Origin of the sequence: Kitasatospora sp. NPDC059088 (genome assembly GCF_042738155.1) — a bacterium.
GTDB lineage: Bacteria > Actinomycetota > Actinomycetes > Streptomycetales > Streptomycetaceae > Kitasatospora.
This window is the reverse complement of sequence record NZ_JBHYGR010000104.1, coordinates 14854-34207: the sequence shown is the minus strand read 5'-3', so window position 1 is coordinate 34207 and position 19354 is coordinate 14854. Positions and strand designations below refer to the sequence as shown.

At 73.7% G+C, this 19354-nt stretch carries 17 protein-coding genes and 1 riboswitch; of the genes, 9 read left to right on the top strand and 8 right to left on the bottom strand.

Annotated features, from left to right (window positions below; all coding sequences use genetic code 11):
- Positions 1-84: 84 nt before the first annotated feature.
- From ACFWXO_RS33685 to ACFWXO_RS33675, 3 genes are all read right to left on the bottom strand, one after another.
- Positions 85-543: a MarR family winged helix-turn-helix transcriptional regulator gene (locus ACFWXO_RS33685; RefSeq protein WP_375893617.1), complete on the bottom strand. Its 459-nt coding sequence runs from the start codon at positions 541-543 to the stop codon at positions 85-87.
- A 152-nt stretch (positions 544-695) separates the two neighbouring features.
- The gene (locus ACFWXO_RS33680; protein ID WP_380528721.1) at positions 696-1112 is read right to left on the bottom strand and encodes a DUF3037 domain-containing protein; all 417 of its coding nucleotides are present in this window, start codon (positions 1110-1112) and stop codon (positions 696-698) included.
- Positions 1109-1864, bottom strand: coding sequence for a HipA family kinase (locus ACFWXO_RS33675; RefSeq protein WP_375893615.1), 756 nt, complete (start codon positions 1862-1864; stop codon positions 1109-1111). Before ACFWXO_RS33675 ends, ACFWXO_RS33680 begins: the two co-directional genes overlap by 4 nt.
- 183 nt (positions 1865-2047) lie before the next feature.
- Here ACFWXO_RS33675 and ACFWXO_RS33670 point away from each other — a divergent pair, with 183 nt between their 5' ends.
- Entirely contained in the window at positions 2048-3406 is a 1359-nt protein-coding gene (locus tag ACFWXO_RS33670; RefSeq protein WP_380528719.1) for an NAD(P)/FAD-dependent oxidoreductase, read from the top strand.
- A gap of 111 nt (positions 3407-3517) precedes the next feature.
- Here ACFWXO_RS33670 and ACFWXO_RS33665 read toward each other — a convergent pair whose 3' ends face one another.
- Both ACFWXO_RS33665 and ACFWXO_RS33660 read right to left on the bottom strand, forming a co-directional pair.
- Positions 3518-4720, bottom strand: a complete 1203-nt coding sequence (locus tag ACFWXO_RS33665; protein ID WP_375893612.1) for a GDSL-type esterase/lipase family protein — start codon at positions 4718-4720, stop codon at positions 3518-3520.
- A gap of 158 nt (positions 4721-4878) precedes the next feature.
- Positions 4879-6210 carry an aminotransferase class I/II-fold pyridoxal phosphate-dependent enzyme gene (locus tag ACFWXO_RS33660; protein ID WP_375893610.1) on the bottom strand — a complete coding sequence of 444 codons (1332 nt, stop codon included), beginning with the start codon at positions 6208-6210 and terminating at the stop codon, positions 4879-4881.
- 34 nt (positions 6211-6244) lie between these two features.
- Here ACFWXO_RS33660 and ACFWXO_RS33655 point away from each other — a divergent pair, with 34 nt between their 5' ends.
- From ACFWXO_RS33655 to ACFWXO_RS33630, 6 genes are all read left to right on the top strand, one after another.
- Positions 6245-6919: a pyridoxamine 5'-phosphate oxidase family protein gene (locus ACFWXO_RS33655; RefSeq protein WP_375893608.1), complete on the top strand. Its 675-nt coding sequence runs from the start codon at positions 6245-6247 to the stop codon at positions 6917-6919.
- A gap of 13 nt (positions 6920-6932) precedes the next feature.
- The gene (locus tag ACFWXO_RS33650) at positions 6933-7616 is read left to right on the top strand and encodes an FMN-binding negative transcriptional regulator (protein WP_380528716.1); all 684 of its coding nucleotides are present in this window, start codon (positions 6933-6935) and stop codon (positions 7614-7616) included.
- Between the two features lie 113 nt (positions 7617-7729).
- The gene (locus tag ACFWXO_RS33645) at positions 7730-9142 is read left to right on the top strand and encodes a sugar porter family MFS transporter (RefSeq protein WP_380528714.1); all 1413 of its coding nucleotides are present in this window, start codon (positions 7730-7732) and stop codon (positions 9140-9142) included.
- An 87-nt stretch (positions 9143-9229) separates the two neighbouring features.
- Positions 9230-9931: a dienelactone hydrolase family protein gene (locus ACFWXO_RS33640; protein ID WP_375893603.1), complete on the top strand. Its 702-nt coding sequence runs from the start codon at positions 9230-9232 to the stop codon at positions 9929-9931.
- Between the two features lie 106 nt (positions 9932-10037).
- On the top strand, positions 10038-11312 hold the full coding sequence (locus ACFWXO_RS33635) for an MFS transporter (protein WP_375893601.1): 1275 nt from the start codon (positions 10038-10040) through the stop codon (positions 11310-11312).
- 99 nt (positions 11313-11411) lie between these two features.
- A complete protein-coding gene (locus tag ACFWXO_RS33630) occupies positions 11412-11948 on the top strand; it encodes an HAD domain-containing protein (protein WP_380528711.1) in 537 nt (178 codons plus the stop codon).
- Here the strand turns inward: ACFWXO_RS33630 and ACFWXO_RS33625 are convergent.
- On the bottom strand, positions 11926-12714 hold the full coding sequence (locus ACFWXO_RS33625; RefSeq protein ID WP_375893597.1) for a CPBP family intramembrane glutamic endopeptidase: 789 nt from the start codon (positions 12712-12714) through the stop codon (positions 11926-11928). The genes ACFWXO_RS33630 and ACFWXO_RS33625 overlap by 23 nt on opposite strands.
- Positions 12715-12790: 76 nt before the next feature.
- Positions 12791-14296 (bottom strand): glutamate--cysteine ligase, encoded by a 1506-nt coding sequence (locus ACFWXO_RS33620; protein WP_380528710.1) that lies wholly within the window; start codon positions 14294-14296, stop codon positions 12791-12793.
- A 376-nt stretch (positions 14297-14672) separates the two neighbouring features.
- On the opposite strand from ACFWXO_RS33620, the gene ACFWXO_RS33615 reads away from it, so the two are divergent.
- Both ACFWXO_RS33615 and ACFWXO_RS33610 read left to right on the top strand, forming a co-directional pair.
- Positions 14673-15245, top strand: coding sequence for a hypothetical protein (locus ACFWXO_RS33615; RefSeq protein ID WP_380402117.1), 573 nt, complete (start codon positions 14673-14675; stop codon positions 15243-15245).
- Between the two features lie 407 nt (positions 15246-15652).
- Positions 15653-15844 carry a DUF5999 family protein gene (locus tag ACFWXO_RS33610; RefSeq protein ID WP_360242315.1) on the top strand — a complete coding sequence of 64 codons (192 nt, stop codon included), beginning with the start codon at positions 15653-15655 and terminating at the stop codon, positions 15842-15844.
- A gap of 136 nt (positions 15845-15980) precedes the next feature.
- On the opposite strand, the gene gcvP is transcribed toward ACFWXO_RS33610, so the two are convergent.
- A complete protein-coding gene (gene gcvP, locus ACFWXO_RS33605) occupies positions 15981-18881 on the bottom strand; it encodes an aminomethyl-transferring glycine dehydrogenase (protein ID WP_380402120.1) in 2901 nt (966 codons plus the stop codon).
- A gap of 236 nt (positions 18882-19117) precedes the next feature.
- Positions 19118-19221: riboswitch (glycine riboswitch) on the bottom strand.
- Positions 19222-19354 lie beyond the last annotated feature (133 nt).

Here is a 19354-nt window from a genome sequence, read left to right as displayed (position 1 = left end):
TCCGGGGGGGGTGGGGCGCCGCCCCCCCCCCCCCGGGGGGGGGGCCGGGGGGGGGGCCCCCCCGGGCGGCCCCGGTGGCCGCCGCTACTGCGGCGCGGCGCCCGTCCGGCCGGCCAGCACCGGGAGGACCTGCCCGCAGATCGAGTGCAGGGCGATCCGCTGCTCGTCGGTCATCGCCGAGAAGGCCTGGTGGGTGCGGGCCATCTCGCCGCGGATCCGGTTGAGGATCTCCCGGCCCTCGGCCGTGATCACCACGATCTTCACCCGGCGGTCACCGGCGGCCGCCTCCCGGTTGGCCAGGCCCAGCGTCTCCAGCCGGTCCACGATCCCGGTCACGTTCGACGCGTCGCAGCCCAGTCGCCCGGCCAGCGCGCGCATCGGCACCGGCTCCTGCACCGAGCCCAGCGCCTTGGCCTGGGAGGAGGACAGCCCGTGCCGGGCCGCGGCGGCCGCGAAGTCCTGGAAGTACGCGGCACCGACGGCGGCCAACGCCTCCATCAGCTCGGCGTTGGTCGGTACGGTCGTCGTCGAGATCGAACCCATGGGGTCAGCGTACGGCTGAGTGCTTCACTAACTCAAGCTTTGACCACGGCAAACGTCGGCGAGCCGCCTCACAGTAACCCCGTTCGGGGCACGAGGGACAGGAGGGACGGAGACGCGGGAGGCGCAGCAGGGCCGGGCCCGGAGCGGCGGGGTCAGAGCACCAGCTGCTCGAACAGCCGCCGCAGCTCGACCTCCGGGTCCGCGGTCAGCCCGGTGTGCACCGGCCCCGGCTGGACGACCGCGCTGCGCGGCGCCGTCAGCCAGCGGAACCGCTGCCCGGGGCTGTCCGAGGCCGCCGGACCGGCCTGCGGCCCGCCCAGGCAGACCGCCTCGATCCCCTGCAACGCCCGGCGCACCCCCTGCACGTCCGCGACCGGGTCCAGCGCCAGCAGCCGGGCCTGGTCCAGGTGGGTCCGCGCGGCCAGGTGGGCGCTCTGTCGGCAGTACAGCAGCACCCCGACGTTCACGCACTCACCCCGCTCGACCCGCGGCACCGCCCGGATCACGGCGTACTCGTAGTCGTGCAGCTCCACGACGGCCGGCAGCGCGGCCGACAGCGGCCCGGTCATGCGGACACCTCCGGCAGCCAGTCCCGCGGACCGGCCAGTCGCCCGGTCAGCTGGGCGCGGTACGCGGCGCGTACGTCCTCGGGCGAGTCGAAGCCGAACTCGTCCACCAGCCACACCTCGGGGATCTGCGCCACCGCCGCCTCGACGGCCTCCTCCGCGATCGGCGCGAGCGCCTTGTCCGCCGCCGCCAGGTCCGGCCGGGCGCGCAGCAGCGCGTGGTCGGAGGCGTCGTACGGGCGGCGCACCCAGGCCGCGGCGCCGGGCCAGTTGTGGTGGAAGATCAGGCTCGCGCCGTGGTCGATCAGGCGCAGCCCGCCGGTCGCCACCAGCAGGTTGGGGTTGCGCCAGGACCGGTCGACGTTGCCGATCAGCGCGTCGAACCAGAGCACCTGCCCGGCCAGTTCGGGGTCCACCTCGAAGCAGAGCGGGTCGAAGTTCAGCGCCCCGCTGACGAAGGCCATCCCGAGGTTGGTCCCGCCGCTGGCCCGCATCTGGTCCTGGACCTGGTGGTCCGGCTCGCTGCGCGCGAGCACCGGATCCAGGTCGACGGTCACCAGCTCCGGCACCGGCAGCCCCAGCCGCCGCCCCAGCTCGCCGGCCAGCACCTCCGCGACCAGCGCCTTCCGGCCCTGCGCGGCGCCGACCCATTTCAGCGCGTACAGCCGCCGGTCGTCGGCCTCGACCAGGCCCGGCATCGAGCCGCCTTCTCGCAGTGGCGTCACGTACCGGATCGCCGTCACCTCGGGGAGCACGCCCGACAGCCTATCGGTGCCCCGCCCCGCCCCGGCCGCCGACAGGAGCCCCTCTTCAGGAACCCCTCTTCCCCCTCCTCCCCCCTGCGCCCCATCCCGGTGGCAGCCCCCGCTGCTCCGTGCGAGTGTGGCGGACAGTAATGGGGGCCTTCCGGTACGACCTGTACGGCAAAGGGATGAGCGATGGAACGACCTCGGATCCTGATCGTCGGCGGCGGCTTCGCAGGCCTGGAGTGCGCCCGCCGCCTCGAACGCAAGCTCTCGCCGTCGGAGGCCGAGATCACGCTGGTCACGCCGTTCAGCTACCAGCTCTACCTCCCCCTCCTGCCCCACGTCGCGGCCGGCGTCCTCACCCCCCAGTCCGTGGCGGTCTCCCTGCGCCGGAGCCTGCGCCGCACCCACATCGTCCCCGGCGGCGCCATCGGCGTGGACCCGGCCTCCCGGGTGTGCGTGGTCCGCAAGATCACCGACGAGGTGGTCGCGCAGAAGTACGACGTCCTGGTGCTCGCTCCCGGCAGCGTCACCCGCACCTTCGACATCCCCGGCCTGACCGACTACGCCCGCGGCATGAAGACGCTCGCCGAGGCGGCCTACGTCCGCGACCACGTGATCGCCCAACTCGACCTCGCCTCGGCCACCCTGGACCAGCACGAGCGCGAGTCCCGGCTGCAGTTCGTGGTCGTCGGCGGCGGCTACGCGGGCACCGAGACGGCCGCCTGCCTGCAGCGCCTCACCACCGCCGCCGCCCGCCGCTACCCGCGCCTGGACGCCCAGCAGATCAAGTGGCACCTGATCGACATCGCCCCCAAGCTGATGCCCGAACTGGGCGACGCCCTCGGCACGGCGGCCCTGGAGGTGCTGCGCGGCCGCGGCATCGAGGTGTCGCTCGGCGTGTCGGTGGCCGAGGTCGGCGCCGAGACGGTCAAGTTCACCGACGGCCGGGTGATCCCCTGCCGCACCCTGATCTGGACGGCCGGGGTGGCCGCGAGCCCGCTGATCGCCACCCTGGACGCGGAGACGGTCCGCGGCCGGCTCGCGGTGACGGCGGAGATGCGGGTGCCGCAGTTCGAGGGCGTGTTCGCGCTCGGCGACGCGGCCGCCGTCCCCGACCTGGCCAAGGGCGACGGCGCGGTCTGCCCGCCGACCGCCCAGCACTCGGCCCGCCAGGGCCGCGCGGTGGCCGACAACGTGATCGCCTCGCTGCGCAGCCAGCCGCTGGAGCCGTACTACCACAAGGACCTCGGCCTGGTGGTCGACCTCGGCGGCAAGGACGCGGTCTCCAAGCCGGTGGGCGTCGAACTACGCGGTGTTCCGGCCCAGTTGGTGGCCCGCGGCTACCACCTGATGGCGATGCGCACCAACGCGGCGAAGTTCCGGGTGGGGGCGAACTGGCTGCTCAACGCGACCGCCGGGGACGACTTCGTCCGCACCGGCTTCCTGGCCCGCCAGCCCGCCCGGCTGCAGGACTTCGAGTACACCGACGCCTATCTGACGAAGGATCAGGTCCGCGCCCACGCCCAGTCCCTGCTCGCCAAGGGCTGAACCCGAAAGCCGACCCGAAAGCCGAGCCGAGCGCCGAGCCGAAGGCGAGCCGAGCGCCGCACCGCCGCCCCCGCCCGCACACTCCGGGCGAGGGGCGGCGGCACGTCCGCCTCACTCCGCCGTCAGGTACATCCCGCTCGCGTCCCGCCCGGCCGTGTTGTTGCACGCGTAGTTGCCGGTCGGCCGGGTCCACAGCTGCCCCAGACACGCGCCCAGCGCCTGCTGCCCGTAGTAGTTCGGGTGCATCGACTCCTGGACCGCGCCCTGGCTGGTGTTGAGACCGCCGTCCAGGAAGCGCGCCCACTCGCTGGTGGTCGCGGACGGGCCGGAGCCCGCGCTCGGCTGCTGCGCGGAGGTGGAGCACACCTCACGGCCCTGGAGCATGTTGGAGAGGTCCAGGAACTGCGCCCCCTTGGCGGCCGCGACCCCCGCCAGCGCCTTGGAGATCTGCGGCACCATCGAGTCGCGCGCCCAGTCGGCGTCGCCGTCCCAGAACGGGCAGCCGCCGGTGTCCGACCGGCTCCAGCCGCTCTCCGGGTAGCGCATCTCGGCGCTGCGCGGGATCGGCGAGGGGTACGACTGGAGCACCAGCCGGTAGTCGGAGCGCGCGTAGCCCGCGTTGGTCATGACGGCCCGGATCTCGTCGATCGCCTTGCTCACCCCGGCCATCGCGGTGGGCATCTTGGAGTCGATCTGGGACTGCGCCGAGCTGTGGCAGTAGGAGTACCAGACCAGGTAGTCCTGCACGCAGTTGGAGATGATCCCGGAGAAGCCGAGGTCGTTGCCGCCGATCGACAGCGTGATCAGCTTGACGTTGTTCTGGGCCGCCACGGTGGCGAGTTGGTCGGCCTGCGGGGCCTCGCCCTTGAGGGACTGCCCGCCGTTGGAGGCGCGGAAGACGTTGCCGGTGACGGCGCCCGAGCAGGCCAGGTTGACCTGCTTCTGGGCGACGCCCTGGGCGCCGAGCACCTCGGCGACGTCGGAGCGGTCGCACCCGCCGGCCGCCGTCGCGCCGTAGACCAGCGAGGGGTCGTACGAACTGCCGTTCCAGGCCCGGTCGGTCCCGGTCCGGTTACCGCTGGAGTCGGCCGAGTTGCCCTTCCAGCGGCCGGCCTCGCCGGAGATGTAGCTGTCGCCGAGCGTGACGCTCGCGGTCGGTCCGCCCGGCGCGGCGGCCGGCGCGGCCGGGGCCGCCGAGGCGGGCGCGGCGAGGGCCAGCCCCGCCAGGGTCAGCGGCAGGGCTGCGGCTGCGGTGAGCAGCCGACGGCCGAGTCCAGGGGTGCTGCTGGTGCTGCTCGAACTGTTTTCGGGCACGGCGGAACTCCTGCGGCTCGGTCTCCCCGCGCGATGGGGACGGGAAGACGCGTACGTGAGGGAAGGCCGCCGGCGCCGGTGGCGCACGAAAGATGGCATGGCCGCGCCGGTTACCGCTAGGTACGTGCAGCAGGTTTCCCGCTTTGTTACCGACGGGTTCAGACCAGCCGGGTGTCGGCACCGCCCGTTCCCAGAACCGCCGCCAGATCGTTGGCCAGGTCCCTTGCGCCCGCCCGGTCGAGTCCCGCGACGGTGAACCGCAGCCCGGGCGGCGACTGGATCCGGTACCGCGCCCCGGGCGCCGCGACCCAGCCGCGCTGCACCAGGGCCGCCAGCGCCGAGGTCTCGTCCGGCACCGGCACCCAGACGTTCAGCCCGCTCGCCCCGTGCGCCTCGATGCCGCGCGCCGCCAGCTCCGCCAGCAGCGCGTCCCGCCGCTCCCGGTAGGCGGCGGCCACGCTCGCGGCGGGCGCCGCGTCGGCGCGCCACAGCTCGGCGACGGTGCGCTGCAGCAGGTGGCTGACCCAGCCCGCGCCGAGCCGCAGCCGCCCGGCGACCCGCCCGACCGTCTCCTCGTCGCCGACCATCACCGACACCCGCAGGTCCGGCCCGTACGCCTTGGCCGCCGAGCGCACCACCGCCCAGTGCCGCGGCCCCGCGCCGACCAGCGGCCGGTACGGCTGGTCGACCATGCCGTGCCCGTGGTCGTCCTCGATCAGCAGCACCCCGGGGTGCTCGGCCAGCACGGCCCGCAGCGCCGCGGCCCGCGCCTCGCCGAGCGCCGCACCGGTCGGGTTCTGCGCCCGGCTGGTCACCACCACCGCGCGGGCCCCGTCGGCGAGTGCCGCGGCCAGCGCCTCCGGCAGCGGCCCCTCGTCGTCCAGCCGTACGGGCAGGGGGCGCAGCCCCATCGCGGGCAGCAGGTCGAGCAGGCTGCCCCAGCCCGGGTCCTCGACCGCCACCGCGTCGCCGGGGCGCAGCCAGGCGCCGAGCGTGCGCTCGATGGTGTCCAGCGCGCCGGAGGCGACGGCGATCGGGCCGCCGGGCAGTCCGTCGGCCTCGAAGGAGCTGCGGGCGAGTTCGAGCAGCCCGGGGTCGATCCGCGACTGCCCGTACAGCACGGGTCCGGTCCGGGCGACCGCGGCCGCGAGGGCGGGGGCGAGGTCGGGCAGCAGCGCCGGGTCGGGGTTGCCGGTGGAGAGGTCGCGGGCGCGTTCGGGCACCGGGACGCGGATCTGGTCGCGGGGGGTGAGCGCGGGCCGGGGCAGGATCCGGCTGCCCTTGCGGCCGGCCGTCTCGATCACGCCCCGGTCGCGCAGCAGCCGGTAGGCGGCGGCCACCGTGTTGGGGTTGACGCCGAGTTCGACGGCGAGGTCGCGCAGCGGGGGGAGCGGGGTTCCGGGCGCGAGCTGTCCGCTGCTCACGCCCTGTTCGATGTGGGCCGCGATTTCGCTGGCGCGTCGCCCTTTCAGCGGATAGTCTCCTAGCACAAACCAGATTATGCACTAGTACATAGGGGTTGTCATGTCGACCACGCCGACGAACACCGAGGGCACCGACTACGCCCGGACCCCACGCACCACCCCCACCCGCTACAAGGACCGCGCCACCTGGGAACGCGAGGCGATCCACGCCATCCTCGACGATGCCTACCTCTGCCACCTCGGTTTCGTCGTCGACGGCGCCCCGGTCGTCCTGCCCACGGTCTTCGCCCGGGTCGGCAGCCGGCTCTACGTCCACGGCTCCACCGGCAGCCGCCCGCTGCGCGGCGCCGCCGACGACCAGGGCCTCCAGGTGTGCCTCACGGTCACCCACGTCGACGCCCTGGTGCTGACCAAGTCCGCGTTCAACCACTCGGTGAACTTCCGCTCGGTGGTCGCCCACGGCACCGCGTACCAGGTCACCGACCCCGAGGAGCTGGACGTCGCGCTGGCCGCCATCGTCGACCAGGTCGTCCCCGGCCGCTCCGGCGAGATCCGCCCGGCCAACCCCAAGGAGCTCGCCGCCACCGCCGTGCTCCGGCTGGAGCTGGACGAGGTCTCGGCGAAGACCCGCTCGGACGGCGCCGCCGACGACCCGGCCGACGCCGACCTGCCGTACTGGTCCGGCACCGTCCCGGTCAGCACCGCCTACGGCGCCCCCGAGCCGCACGACCCGAACGTCCCGCTGCCCGCGCACATGCGCCGCTACCCCCGCTGAGGAAGGCCGTCCGATGCTGATCAGGTCCTGGGACCGAGGTGACGAGGAGGAGTGGCGCGCCTGGCTGGCCGAGGGCCGCGACTTCGGCCTGCTCGCCGCCAACGGCGGCCCCGACGAGGGCCCGGTGCTCGTCCCCACCCACTTCCTGCTGGACGAGGAGGGCGGCGAGATCCTGCTCCACCTCGCCACGCCCAACCCGCTGCTGACCGCCGTCCGCGCCGACCCGAACGTCACCCTGGCGGTCACCGACGGCTACGCCTTCGCGCCCGGCCACTGGCGCGGCGAGCCCGGCACGCCCACCAGCTACTACGCCTCGGTGCACTTCCACTGCACCGCCGAGGTGGTGGAGTCCGCCGAGGGCAAGGCGGAGATCCTCAACCGCCAGCTGGCGCACTTCCAGCCGGAGACCCCTGAGGTCCGGGTGGTCCCCGGCCGGACGGAGTTCGGCCGGCTGCTGCCCGGCCTGCGCGGGCTCCGCCTGACGGTCCGCGAGGTGCGCGCCAAGTTCAAGTACGACGACAAGAAGCCGGCCGCCGAACAGCATGCGATCGCCGGGCGGCTCGCCGAGCGCGCGGACGCCCCGGCGCTCCGCCGGGACCAGGACGCCGCCGCCCGCACCCAGCTGCTGCGGCGCCACCGCCGACGTCAGGAGCGGCTCCAGGAGCGGCGCACGGCCACCGCGCGCGCCGCCGACTGACCCCGTTTCACCCGATCGGTCCCCAACTCGGGCGGGTCGGCCGCCGCGCTGCTCGAATGTGAGACGAGTCCTGCCCAGCCGTCGGGGCGGGCCCGTCCACCCGGGGAGCGCGCGTGTCCACAGTCCATCACCAGCGGGCCTCCGGCGAGGCCCACCTCGGGCACGTGATCTTCATCTCGGCGGCCGCCGCGATGGGCGGCTTCCTGTTCGGCTACGACAGCGCCGTGATCAACGGCGCCGTGACGGGCATCCAGAAGCACTTCGCGGTGGGCCACGGCACCACCGCCTTCGTGGTGGCCATCGCGCTGCTCGGCTCGGCCGCCGGCGCGGTGGTCGCCGGCCGGCTGGCCGACCACTTCGGCCGGGTGCGCACCATGCTGCTGGCCGCCGTGCTGTTCGCGGCCAGCGGCATCGGCTCGATGTTCCCGCCGAACATCGAGGCCCTCGCGAGCTGGCGCGTGGTCGGCGGCGTCGCGATCGGCATCGCCTCGGTGATCGCGCCGACCTACATCGCCGAGGTCGCGCCGACCGCCTACCGCGGCCGGCTCGCCTCCTTCCAGCAGATGGCGATCGTGCTCGGCATCACCGTCTCGCAGCTCGCCAACTACGCGCTCAACCAGGCCGCCGGCGGCGAGTCCACCGGCCACCTCGGCGGCATCCAGGCCTGGCAGTGGATGCTCGGCGTCGAGACCATCCCGGCCCTGGTGTACGGGCTGATGGCGCTCTCCATCCCGGAGTCGCCGCGCTTCCTGATCGCCGACCACCGCGAGGAGCAGGCCCGCAAGGTGCTGGTCGAGGTCGAGGGCGAGGACGTCGACCTGGACGCCCGGGTCGCCGAGATCCGCGCGGTGCTGGAATCCGCCCACAAGCCCCGGCTCAAGGACCTGCTCGGCGGCCGCTTCGGCCTGCTGCCGATCGTCTGGATCGGCATCGGCGCCTCGGTGTTCCAGCAGTTCGTCGGCATCAACGTGATCTTCTACTACTCCTCCCTGCTCTGGCAGTCGGTCGGCATCAACGAGTCCAACTCGCTGCTGATCAGCCTCTCCACCTCCATCGTCAACGTGATCGGCACGGTGATCGCGATGGCCCTGGTGGACCGGATCGGCCGCAAGCCGCTGGCCCTGGCCGGCTCGATCGGCATGGCGGCCGCGCTGGGCACCGCCGCCTGGGCGTTCTCCTACCGGCACGGCACCGGCGACACCGCGACCCTGGACAACACCCACGCCACCGTCGCCCTGGTCGCCGCCCACGTGTTCGTGCTCTGCTTCGCCTTCTCCTGGGGCGTGGTGGTCTGGGTGCTGCTCGGCGAGATGTTCCCCAACCGGATCCGGGCGCTGGCCCTGTCGGTCGCGGCCTCGGCCCAGTGGATCGCCAACTGGGCGATCACGGTCAGCTTCCCGGACCTCGCCGACTGGAACCTCTCCGCGACGTACGTCATCTACGCGGCCTTCGCGCTGCTCTCCATCCCGTTCGTGGCCTTCTGCATCAAGGAGACCAAGGGCCGCGCCCTGGAGGAGATGGGCTGACCGGCCCCGCCCTCCCGCTCCCCGCCGCAGACGGCCCGACCGCCGAACGGCCCAGCCCCGACCGGCCCGACCCACCGAGAGGAAGCCATGCCCGACCACGGCGGCCCCCGGCAGAACGTCAGCTTCCCGAGCAACGGCCGCACCGCGCACGGGTACCTGGCCCGCCCTCCGCAGGGCGTCGGACCGGGCCTGGTGGTGGTCCAGGAGTGGTGGGGGCTCACCTCGCACGTCGCGGACATGGCCGACCGCTTCGCCGCCGAAGGCTTCACCGTGCTGGCCCCCGACCTCTTCGGCGGCACCACCACCCACGACGGCGCCGAGGCGGCCCGGCTCAAGCGCGAACTCCCGGTCGAGCGGGCCGTCGAGGACCTCTCCGGCGCCGTCGGCCACCTGCTCGCGCTGGACGGCGTGGTCGGCGACGCGGTCGGCGCGGTCGGCTTCTGCATGGGCGGCGGCTTCGCCCTGATGCTGGCGGCCCGGGCCGGCGACGCCGTGGCCGCCGCGGTCCCCTTCTACGGCCTCCCGGCGGACCCCGACTTCGACTACCGCGGCCTGACCGCCCACGTCCTCGGCCACTTCGGCGAACTCGACGGCTCGATCCCGATGGCCGCCGTGGACGAGGCGGCCACCCGGATCGGCGAGGCCACCGACGTCCGCCCCGAGATCCACTTCTACCCGGCCGGGCACGCCTTCATGAACGACGAGAACCCGCTGGGCACCTACGACGCCCTCCAGGCCCGGATCGCCTGGCGCCGTACCCTCACCTTCCTCTGGGGCCACCTGGGCTGACGCCCCGCCCCACCGCCCCGCCCCATCCGCCGCCGGCGCCCGCCCCCACCGGTTCGGGCGCGAAATCCGGATGACACCGGTACGAACTCCGACCATAGTCACCCGGGTGCCGACCCCACTCCCCCGCCGCCCCACCTGGGCGAGCCGCAACTTCCGCATCCAGACCGCCGCCACCGTGATCAGCGGCCTCGGCAACGCCGGCGCCCCCATCGCCACCGCCTTCGCCGTCCTCGGCAACGGCGGCGGCGCCACCGAGGTGGGCTACGTCACCGCCGCGCGGCTGCTGCCGACCGTGCTGTTCCTGCTGGTCGGCGGCACCCTCGCCGACCGGCTCCCGCGCCACCACGTGATGGTCGCCGCCAACCTGTTCAGCGGCGCCTCCCAGGCCGTGCTGGCCGCCCTGGTGCTGGCCGGGAACGTCCAGCTGTGGCAGCTGCTGGTGCTCTCCGCCGCCGGCGGCGCCGGCTACGCCCTCTACTCCCCCGCGGCCGGCGGCATGATCATGCAGGCCGTCCCCCAGGAGCACGCCGCCCGCGCCTTCGCGGTCTTCCGGATGGGCCTGAACGCCTCCCAGATCGGCGGCGCCGCCCTCGGCGGGGCGCTCACCGCCGCCGTCGGCCCCGGCTGGGTGCTGGCCCTGGACGCCCTCTGCTTCCTGGTCGCCGCCTCCCTGCGCTTCTTCCTGGAGCCCGAGTCCGCGCCCGCCCCCTCCGGCGGCGGCATGCTGCGCGACCTGCGCGAGGGCTGGCGGGAGTTCGCCTCCCGCCGCTGGCTGTGGGTGATCGTGCTGCAGTTCGCCGTCGTGGTGGCCTGCATCAACACCGTCGAGGCGGTGTACGGGCCGACGGTGGCCGACGAACGCCTGGGCGGCGCGGGCGCCTGGGGCCTGGCGATGTCCGCGTACGGCGTCGGCCTGGTCGTCACCGGCCTGCTGATGGCCCGTTGGCGCCCCCGCCGGATCCTGCTGGTCGGCAACTGGGGCGTGTTCCTGTTCGGCGCCCCGGCCCTCGCCCTGGCCGCCGGCGCCCCGCTGCCGCTGCTGATCGCCGCGATGTTCCTGTCCGGGGTCGGCGTCACGGTCTTCGGCGTCAACTGGATGGTCGTGCTCCAGCAGGAGATCCCGGAGGAGATGTTCTCCCGGGTCTCCGCGTACGACGAGCTCGGCTCCTACTCGCTGGCCCCGGTCGGCACCGCGCTGGCCGGCCCGGCCGCGGCCGCGCTCGGCCTCTCCGGCGCACTGTGGGCCTGCGCGGCGCTGTGCCTGCTGCTGAGCGCCGTCGTCCTGATCGACCCGCAGATCCGCCGGCTCTCCCGCCGCGACCCGCGGGGAAGCACCCCGGACGCACCGGTGCCCGCCGGCGAACCCGCGCCCGCGCCGTGAGCGCCCTGTGCGCCCCGCGTGCGCCCGTCGGAAAGCAACCATCGGGGCCGACGGTTCGTCCGACCGGGTAGGAAGATCCATCCACTTGGGGGCCCACCGGTGCCGAAGCCACTGCTGTTCCTGGACGTCGACGGGGTGCTGAACCCGGTCTGCCCGCCTCCGGACGCCGGGTTCGACACCCACACCCTGCTCGGCTACGCCGTCCTGCTCTCCGCCGAGCACGGCGCCTGGCTGCGCGAACTCGCCGGGACGTACGAGCTGGTCTGGGCCACCACCTGGGAGGAGCACGCCAACACCCACATCGCCCCGGCGATCGGCCTGGACCCGCTCCCCTTCGTCCGCTTCACCGGGTACGTCCAGCAACCCGGCGACCCGCACGTCCCGTTGATGCAGCTGTTCTCCGCCCGCAAGTGGGCACCGCTGCTGCGCTACGCCGAGGGCCGCCCGTTCGCCTGGGTGGACGACGTCATCCCGTCCCGGCTGGTCCGCCGCTCGCTGTGGCGCCGGGACCGCCTGCTGCTGCCGATCGACCCCGGCCGGGGCCTGGAGCGCCGGCACGTCGACCGGCTGCTCGCCCGCCCGCCGCGCAGCCAGTCCCTGTCGGGATCACCGGTCAGGGGGTCGGCAGCCAGCTGACGTGCCCGGCGAGCAGCGCGTACCCGACGAAGGCCACCGTGTCGATCAGCGCGTGCGCCGCCACCAGCGGCATCACCCGCCCCCAGCGCCGGTACAGCAGGCAGAACACCGCCCCCATCACCATGTTGCCGACCAGCCCGCCGACCCCCTGGTACAGGTGGTACGAGCCGCGCAGCACCGAGCTGGCCACCACCGCCGCCGGCCAGGACCATCCCCGCTGCCCCAGCCGGCGCAGCAGGTAGCCGAGGACGACGACCTCCTCCAGGATCGCGTTCTGCCAGGCCGACAGCACCAGCACCGGCACCCGCCACCACACGTCCGGCAGTCCGGAGGGCGCCACCGTCAGGTTGTACCCGGCCGCCTGCGAGGCCAGGTACAGCACCAGCCCGGAGCCGCCGATCGCCGCCGCGACGGCCGCGCCCCGGCCCAGGTCGCGCAGCTTCTCCCGCAGGTCGAAGCCCAGCACCCGCAGCGAGGCGCCCTCGCGCACCAGCAGGTAGCCGACCAGCACCACCGGCATCAGCCCGCGTCCGATGTAGTACAGCTGCCAGACCAGGTCCAGCCAGGGCCGCCCGGGCGCGCGCGAGCCGTTCAGGGTGGCGACCTGCTGCCCGAGCTGGAGCGGTTCGGTGAGCGAGCCCGCGAAGCTGATCAGCGCGCTGATCCCGCTGGCCCCGAGCGAGAGGCCGAGGACGACCAGCAGTTCCACGCCGAGCAGGCGTCGGTCGGGCCGCACGGTCTCCGGCACGGTCGGGCGGGTCGTCACGGGTGCTCCAGCGGACGGACGGTCGCTCCGGTCGTCGGCCGACGACCGGAGCGATCATCCTGACACAGCGGCGGGCTCAGCCCACCGGCCAGGTGTGCACCGGTTCGCCGCCGCGCATGTGCTCGGCGTAGCGCCTGGTCATCGCGGCGAGCGCGGCCGGGCGGTCCATGCCGTACTGCTCGCGCAACCGGTGGAAGGTGGCGCTCTGCCAGGCGGCGCCGTTGGTGCGGCGCAGGCAGCGCTGCTCGATGATCCCCAGGTAGCGGTCCCGGTCGGCGGGCTCCACTCCCCACTCGTCCAGCCCCTGGTAGGCCATCGGGAGGAGCTCGTTGAGCACCAGGTCGACCGCCGACACCGTCTGCAGCCCGCCGCCGCGGCCGGCCCGGCCGGGGCGCGGCCACTGGAACACCGCGTCGATGCCGTACCGGGCGCCCTGGCGGAAGTTCTCGTCCGCCCGCTCGAACGGCAGCCGGGTCCAGACCGGCCGGGGCTGCTCGGCGAGCACCCGCACCAGCCCGTAGTAGAAGGCGGCGTTGGCCAGCGTGTCGGCCACCGTCGGCCCGGCCGGCAGCGCCCGGTTCTCCACCCGCAGGTGCGCGACCCCGCCGGAGACGTCGTACACCGGGCGGTTCCAGCGGTAGATGGTGCCGTTGTGCAGCCGCATCTCGGCGAGCCTGGGCGCGCCGCCGGAGGCCAGCACCTTGAGCGGGTCCTCGTCGTCGCAGATCGGCAGGAGCGCCGGGAAGTAGCGCAGGTTCTCCTCGAACAGGTCGTACGCCGAGTCCACCCAGCGCTCGCCGAACCAGGTGATCGGGCGCACGCCCTGGGCCTTGAGCTCCGCCGAACGGGTGTCACAGGCCTGCTGGAAGAGCACCGGCCGGGTCTCCCGCCACAGCTCCCGTCCGAACAGGAAGGGGGAGTTGGCGCCGAGCGCCAGCTGCGGCCCGCAGATCGCCTGGGCGGCGTTCCACACCGAGGAGAACCGCTCCGGGGTCACCTGGAGGTGCAGTTGCAGCGAGGTCGCGGCGGCCTCGGCGACCATCGTGATGGACTCCAGCTGGAGGTGCTCCACGCCCTCGATGTCCAGCGCGATGTCCTCCCCCCGGGCGGCCAGGATCTGGTCGCTGAGCAGGCTGTAGCGCTGGTTGTGGCTCATCGCGTCCAGCCCGGTGTGGTCGTTCTCCAGGGTCGGCAGGATGCCCACCATGACGATCCGGGCGCCGGCCTCGGCCGCCTGCCGGTCGGCGTACCGCAGCCCGGTGTCGATCTCCTCGCGCAGTTCCTCGAAGACGTGCCCGCAGAGCCGGTGCGGCACGATGTTGACCTCGATGTTGAACTGGCCCAGTTCGGTCTGGAAGTCGCTGGACCCGATCGCGCTCAGCACCTGGGCGTTGCGCATGACCGGCAGGCCCTGTTCGTCGGCCAGGTTGAGCTCGATCTCCAGCCCCATCACGGCCCGCGGCCGGTCGAAGCGGTCCTCGCGCAGCATCCGCCCGAGCGCGTCGAGGCAGGCCTGGAGCTTGAGCCGGTACTGCTGCCGGTCCGCCAGATCCGCCCGTGTCGCCACGACCTTCTCGCCCACGGTCCCCTCCTCCTGAGACACCCGGCCGGTCGACCGTGCCAGCATCATGCCCACCTCGAAGATCGATACCCGAATGCTTGTACTGGCTTGCATTGCAAGGCATCTGACGGGAATTCAGGTCATCTGCAGACTTGCCCGCCGCCACCGCCTGTGATAAACAGATCACCCTGCGCATTTGTTCGATGAAGCCGCTGAGTTCGCACTGCGCTCCGGCCGGTCCGCTCCCGCCCCGAGTCCCTCATCGACGGCGGAGACCGCGCCGGCGCCGCGATCCTGCACAACCGGACAAGGCCGGCCCCCGTCACCGTGGACGCACCGAGCCGCGCCGGTATGCCGCACTCGCACGCCGATCTCGCTTGGAGAGGCGGACCCCGCCATGACCCTGCAGACCCCCCAGCCCCCACCGAGTGCCCTGCGCGCGGTCCTGGGCGCGCTCGACTCGGAGACCGCGCTGCGCCAGCCCGCCGCCGCCGCGCTGCGTCACCCGACCGGTCCACTGCTCCCCGCGCACCCGCTCGCGGTGCACGTCCTGGACGGCCCGCGCCCCGAGCTGCCCGCCGCCCGGCGCACCGGCTGGCGGTTCCTGATCAAGGACGGCCCCGACGTGGCCGCCGCCGCCGAGGTGGTGCAGAGCCCCGAGGGCCACACCTTCTCCCACTTCACCGCCGGCCCGTACCTCTCCTCCACCGTCCGGGCACTGCGCGAGGCCTGGCAGCTCGCCCAGGGCTCCCGCTCCCGCCGCCAGCCCCGGCTGCTCACCTTCCCCGGCCAGTACGCCACCGCGCTCTGGCTGCACAGCCCCGACGCCGGCCCGTCCGCCGACCTGCTGATCCCGCTGGCCCCGGCCCCGCTCGGGGTCACCGCGCACCGCGCCTACCCGGCCGCCGAGCTGCTCCCGCTGCTCGCCCGCGCCCCGCTGGCCGGATCCCTGCTGCTCGGCTCCCCCTGAGGACGCGCACCGCACCGGCCGTCGGGCACCGCGCCCGGCGGCCCTTCGCCGCGCCCGCCCCGCCCGCCGCCCTCACCCGAACGGCCACTACCCGGACGGGCCATCCGCCATGGCCCTCTCGGGCCATGCCCCGACTGGCCCACTGGTGCGCGATTTCTCCCCGGCCCCACCTGAACGGGTGATCTCTGCCCCGGAGTTGTGGCGCATGTCACGAAATTGCTGCGCGCGCGTCCGCAGATGCCGACACTGGGAACCAGCGTGGAAGGACCCCCTGTCCTACCCACTTGAGTGCTGGCCAAACCTGGCCGGCACGCGGACAGGATCCGACCACCACGGCGGCCCCGGACGGCTCGACCTCCGGGAACCGCACCACGGGGAGGATCGCAGAGCGAAGCGAGGGTACGCGTATGTGCCAGCACCGTCCTGAGTGCCCGACGGCCGAGTCCGAGGACCGCGAAGCGGCCGAGCCGGTGGCCTGCCACCCGGAGCAGGGCTGGAGCCTGCTCTGCAACGGCGTCCTCCTGTTCGAGGACACCGGAGAACTGCTGCCCGACGGCCGGGTGATCGCCCCGCGCCGCCCGGTCGCCCACGCAGCCTGAGCCCACGCCGCCCCGCCGCCCGCGCCGCCACGGCCCGAGCCCACGCGGTAACCCGTCCGACACCCGGACAGCACACAAGGGCAGGGCCCCGGCAGAAACGTTCTGCCGGGGCCCTGCCTTGTTCCTGCGCGGTCGATCAGACGCCGTACTCGTCCAGCGGCGGGCAGGAGCAGACCAGGTTGCGGTCGCCGTACGCGCCGTCGATCCGGCTCACCGGCGGCCAGTACTTGTCCGCCGGGTTCACGCCCGCCGGGAAGACCGCCTCCTGCCGCGAGTAGCCGTGCGCCCAGTCGCCGGCCAGCACGGCGGCGGTGTGCGGGGCGTTGCGCAGCGGGTTGTCGTCGGCCGCCCACTCGCCCGAGCCGACCTTGTCGATCTCGCCGCGGATCTCGATCATCGCGTCGCAGAACCGGTCGATCTCGTGCAGGTCCTCGGACTCGGTCGGCTCGATCATCAGCGTGCCGGCCACCGGGAAGGACATCGTCGGCGCGTGGAAGCCGTAGTCGATCAGGCGCTTGGCGATGTCGTCCACCGTCACGCCCGTCTCCTTGGTCAGCGGGCGCAGGTCGATGATGCACTCGTGCGCGACCAGCCCGCCCGGGCCGGTGTAGAGCACCGGGAAGTGCGGCGCGAGGCGCTTGGCGATGTAGTTGGCGTTCAGCACGGCGACCTGGGTCGCGTGCTTGAGGCCCTCGCCGCCCATCAGCCGGACGTACGCCCAGGAGATCGGCAGGATCGCCGCCGAGCCCCACGGCGCGGCCGAGATCGGGCCGACGCCGGTGGCCGGGCCGGCCTCCTCCTGGAGCGGGTGGTTCGGCAGGTACGGCGCCAGGTGGGCGCGCACCGCGACCGGGCCGACGCCCGGGCCGCCGCCGCCGTGCGGGATGCAGAAGGTCTTGTGCAGGTTCAGGTGCGAGACGTCCGCGCCGAACTTGCCCGGCTTGGCCAGGCCGACCAGGGCGTTCAGGTTGGCGCCGTCGACGTACACCTGGCCGCCGGCCTCGTGCACCAGGGCGCAGATGTCGGTGATCTGGGTCTCGTACACGCCGTGGGTCGACGGGTAGGTGACCATCAGCACCGACAGGTTGTCGCGGTGCTGCTCGATCTTGGCCTTGAGGTCCTCGACGTCCACGTCGCCGTCGACCAGGGTCTTCACCACGACCACGCGCATGCCGGCCATCACCGCGGAGGCGGCGTTGGTGCCGTGCGCCGAGGACGGGATCAGGCAGACGTCGCGCTGGGCGTCACCGTTGGCGTGGTGGTAGGCCCGGACGGCCAGCAGGCCGGCCAGCTCGCCCTGGGAGCCGGCGTTCGGCTGGATCGAGACGGCGTCGTAGCCGGTGACCTCGACGAGCTGCTGCTCCAGCTGGCGGATCAGGGTCAGGTAGCCCGCGGCCTGGTCGACCGGCGCGAAGGGGTGCAGCTGGCCGAACTCCGGCCAGGTCACCGCCTCCATCTCGGTGGTGGCGTTGAGCTTCATGGTGCAGGAGCCCAGCGGGATCATGCCGCGGTCCAGCGCGTAGTCCCGGTCCGAGAGGCGGCGCAGGTAGCGCAGCATGGCGGTCTCCGAGCGGTGGCTGTGGAAGACCGGGTGGGTCAGGTACTCGTCCTCGCGCAGCAGCGCGGCCGGCAGCGCGTCGGCGGCCTCGGCGACCTCGACCGCGGGGACGCCGAACGCGGCCCAGACGCCGGCCAGGTGCTCGCGGGTGGTGGTCTCGTCGGCGGAGACCGAGATCCGGTCCTCGCCGTCCTGGAACACGTTGATGCCGTTGGCGCGGGCGGCGGCGGCGATCTCGGCGGCGCGGCCCGGGACGACGGCGGTGACGGTGTCGAAGAACTCGCCGTGCAGCAGCTCGACGCCGCCGGCCCGCAGGCCCTCGGCGAGGGCGGCGGCGTAGCGGTGGGTGCGGCGGGCGATGTCGGCCAGGCCGTCCGGGCCGTGGTAGACGGCGTACATCGAGGCCATCACGGCGAGCAGCACCTGGGCGGTGCAGATGTTGCTGGTGGCCTTCTCGCGGCGGATGTGCTGCTCGCGGGTCTGCAGGGCCAGGCGGTAGGCGCGGTTGCCGTCGGCGTCGACGGAGACGCCGACCAGGCGGCCGGGCAGCGAGCGGGCGTACTCGGCGCGCACCGAGAGGTAGCCGGCGTGCGGGCCGCCGAAGCCCATCGGGACGCCGAAGCGCTGCGAGGTGCCGCAGGCGATGTCGGCGCCCAGCGCGCCCGGGGACTTGAGCAGGGTCAGCGCCAGGAGGTCGGCGGCGACGGCGACGATCGCGCCCAGGCCGTGCGCCTGCTCGATCACCGCGGTGAGGTCGCGGACCACGCCGGTGGCGCCCGGGTACTGCAGCAGCACGCCGAAGACGCCGCGCTCGGCGATCTCGGCCGGGATGCCCTCGGACAGGTCGGCGACGACGACCTCGACGCCGGTCGGCACGGCGCGGGTGTTGATCACCGCGACGGTCTGCGGCAGGGTCTCGGCGTCGACCAGGAAGACGCCGCCCTTGACCTTGGTGACGCGGCGGGCCAGCGCCATCGCCTCGGCGGCCGCGGTGCCCTCGTCCAGCAGCGAGGAGCCGGAGGTGGGCAGACCGGTCAGGTCGGAGACCAGGGTCTGGAAGTTGAGCAGGGCCTCCAGGCGGCCCTGCGAGATCTCCGGCTGGTACGGGGTGTACGCGGTGTACCAGGCCGGGTTCTCCATGACGTTGCGCAGGATCACCGGCGGGGTGAAGGTGCCGTAGTAGCCCAGGCCGATCATCGGCTGGAGCACCTGGTTGCGGCCGGCCAGCTCGCGCAGCTCGGCGAGGACCTGCGCCTCGCTGCGGCCGGCGGGCAGGTCCAGGGCGGTGATGGAGCGGATCGCCTCGGGAACGGCGGTGGCGGCGAGCTCGTCCAGCGAGCCGTAGCCGACGGAGGCCAGCATCTTCTCCTGCGCGGCGGCGTCGGGGCCGATGTGGCGGTTCTCGAAGGGGCTGGCCAGCTCAAGCTCGGTGAGGGTCGAGGCGCTGGTGGGGCGTCCCGCGTTCGGCTGGGCGTTCATGGTGGTCGAGGCCTCCTGGTCACGGACCGGCGGGGGTACGCACGCCGGCCGGTCGCGCCGCTGCGGACAGCGGACCGACCTGGGCGGGCGGACCCGAAAGGCCTCCCCCTCTGTCATCGGGACCTGAGAGCTTCGCCCGCACGCCGCGCGATGGCGCGCCGTCGGCTTGCACCGTCGGTGAGGGTGGTGATCGTCGGCTCCCGCGCCGGCGGTCCTGCCCTGCTTTCCAGAGTGACCTATCCCGCACGGTACGGATGCCTGAGAGATTCCGGGGAGGAGTTGCTCCTTCGGCGCCCCGACCAGCGGTTTTCACTGTCGGGGACTCTCCCGAGCGGGCTCGGCGGTCGCGGCCCAGGGTACCAGCGGGAGGGCTTCCGATCACGGGTGCGTCCGGTCACTCCGGGTCTACGCGCGTCCCCCGGACGGCCCAGCGCGGAGCCCGTCCGGCGCACCCCGGTCGCGCGCGTCCGATT

Coding starts and splice junctions, on each gene's coding strand:
- ACFWXO_RS33655 (WP_375893608.1), top strand. CDS start 6,245: ATGTCGACCACGCCGACGAACACCGAGGGCACCGACTACGCCCGGACC.
- ACFWXO_RS33615 (WP_380402117.1), top strand. CDS start 14,673: ATGACCCTGCAGACCCCCCAGCCCCCACCGAGTGCCCTGCGCGCGGTC.
- ACFWXO_RS33680 (WP_380528721.1), bottom strand. CDS start 1,112: ATGACCGGGCCGCTGTCGGCCGCGCTGCCGGCCGTCGTGGAGCTGCAC.
- gcvP (WP_380402120.1), bottom strand. CDS start 18,881: ATGAACGCCCAGCCGAACGCGGGACGCCCCACCAGCGCCTCGACCCTC.
- ACFWXO_RS33610 (WP_360242315.1), top strand. CDS start 15,653: ATGTGCCAGCACCGTCCTGAGTGCCCGACGGCCGAGTCCGAGGACCGC.
- ACFWXO_RS33670 (WP_380528719.1), top strand. CDS start 2,048: ATGGAACGACCTCGGATCCTGATCGTCGGCGGCGGCTTCGCAGGCCTG.
- ACFWXO_RS33685 (WP_375893617.1), bottom strand. CDS start 543: ATGGGTTCGATCTCGACGACGACCGTACCGACCAACGCCGAGCTGATG.
- ACFWXO_RS33650 (WP_380528716.1), top strand. CDS start 6,933: ATGCTGATCAGGTCCTGGGACCGAGGTGACGAGGAGGAGTGGCGCGCC.
- ACFWXO_RS33640 (WP_375893603.1), top strand. CDS start 9,230: ATGCCCGACCACGGCGGCCCCCGGCAGAACGTCAGCTTCCCGAGCAAC.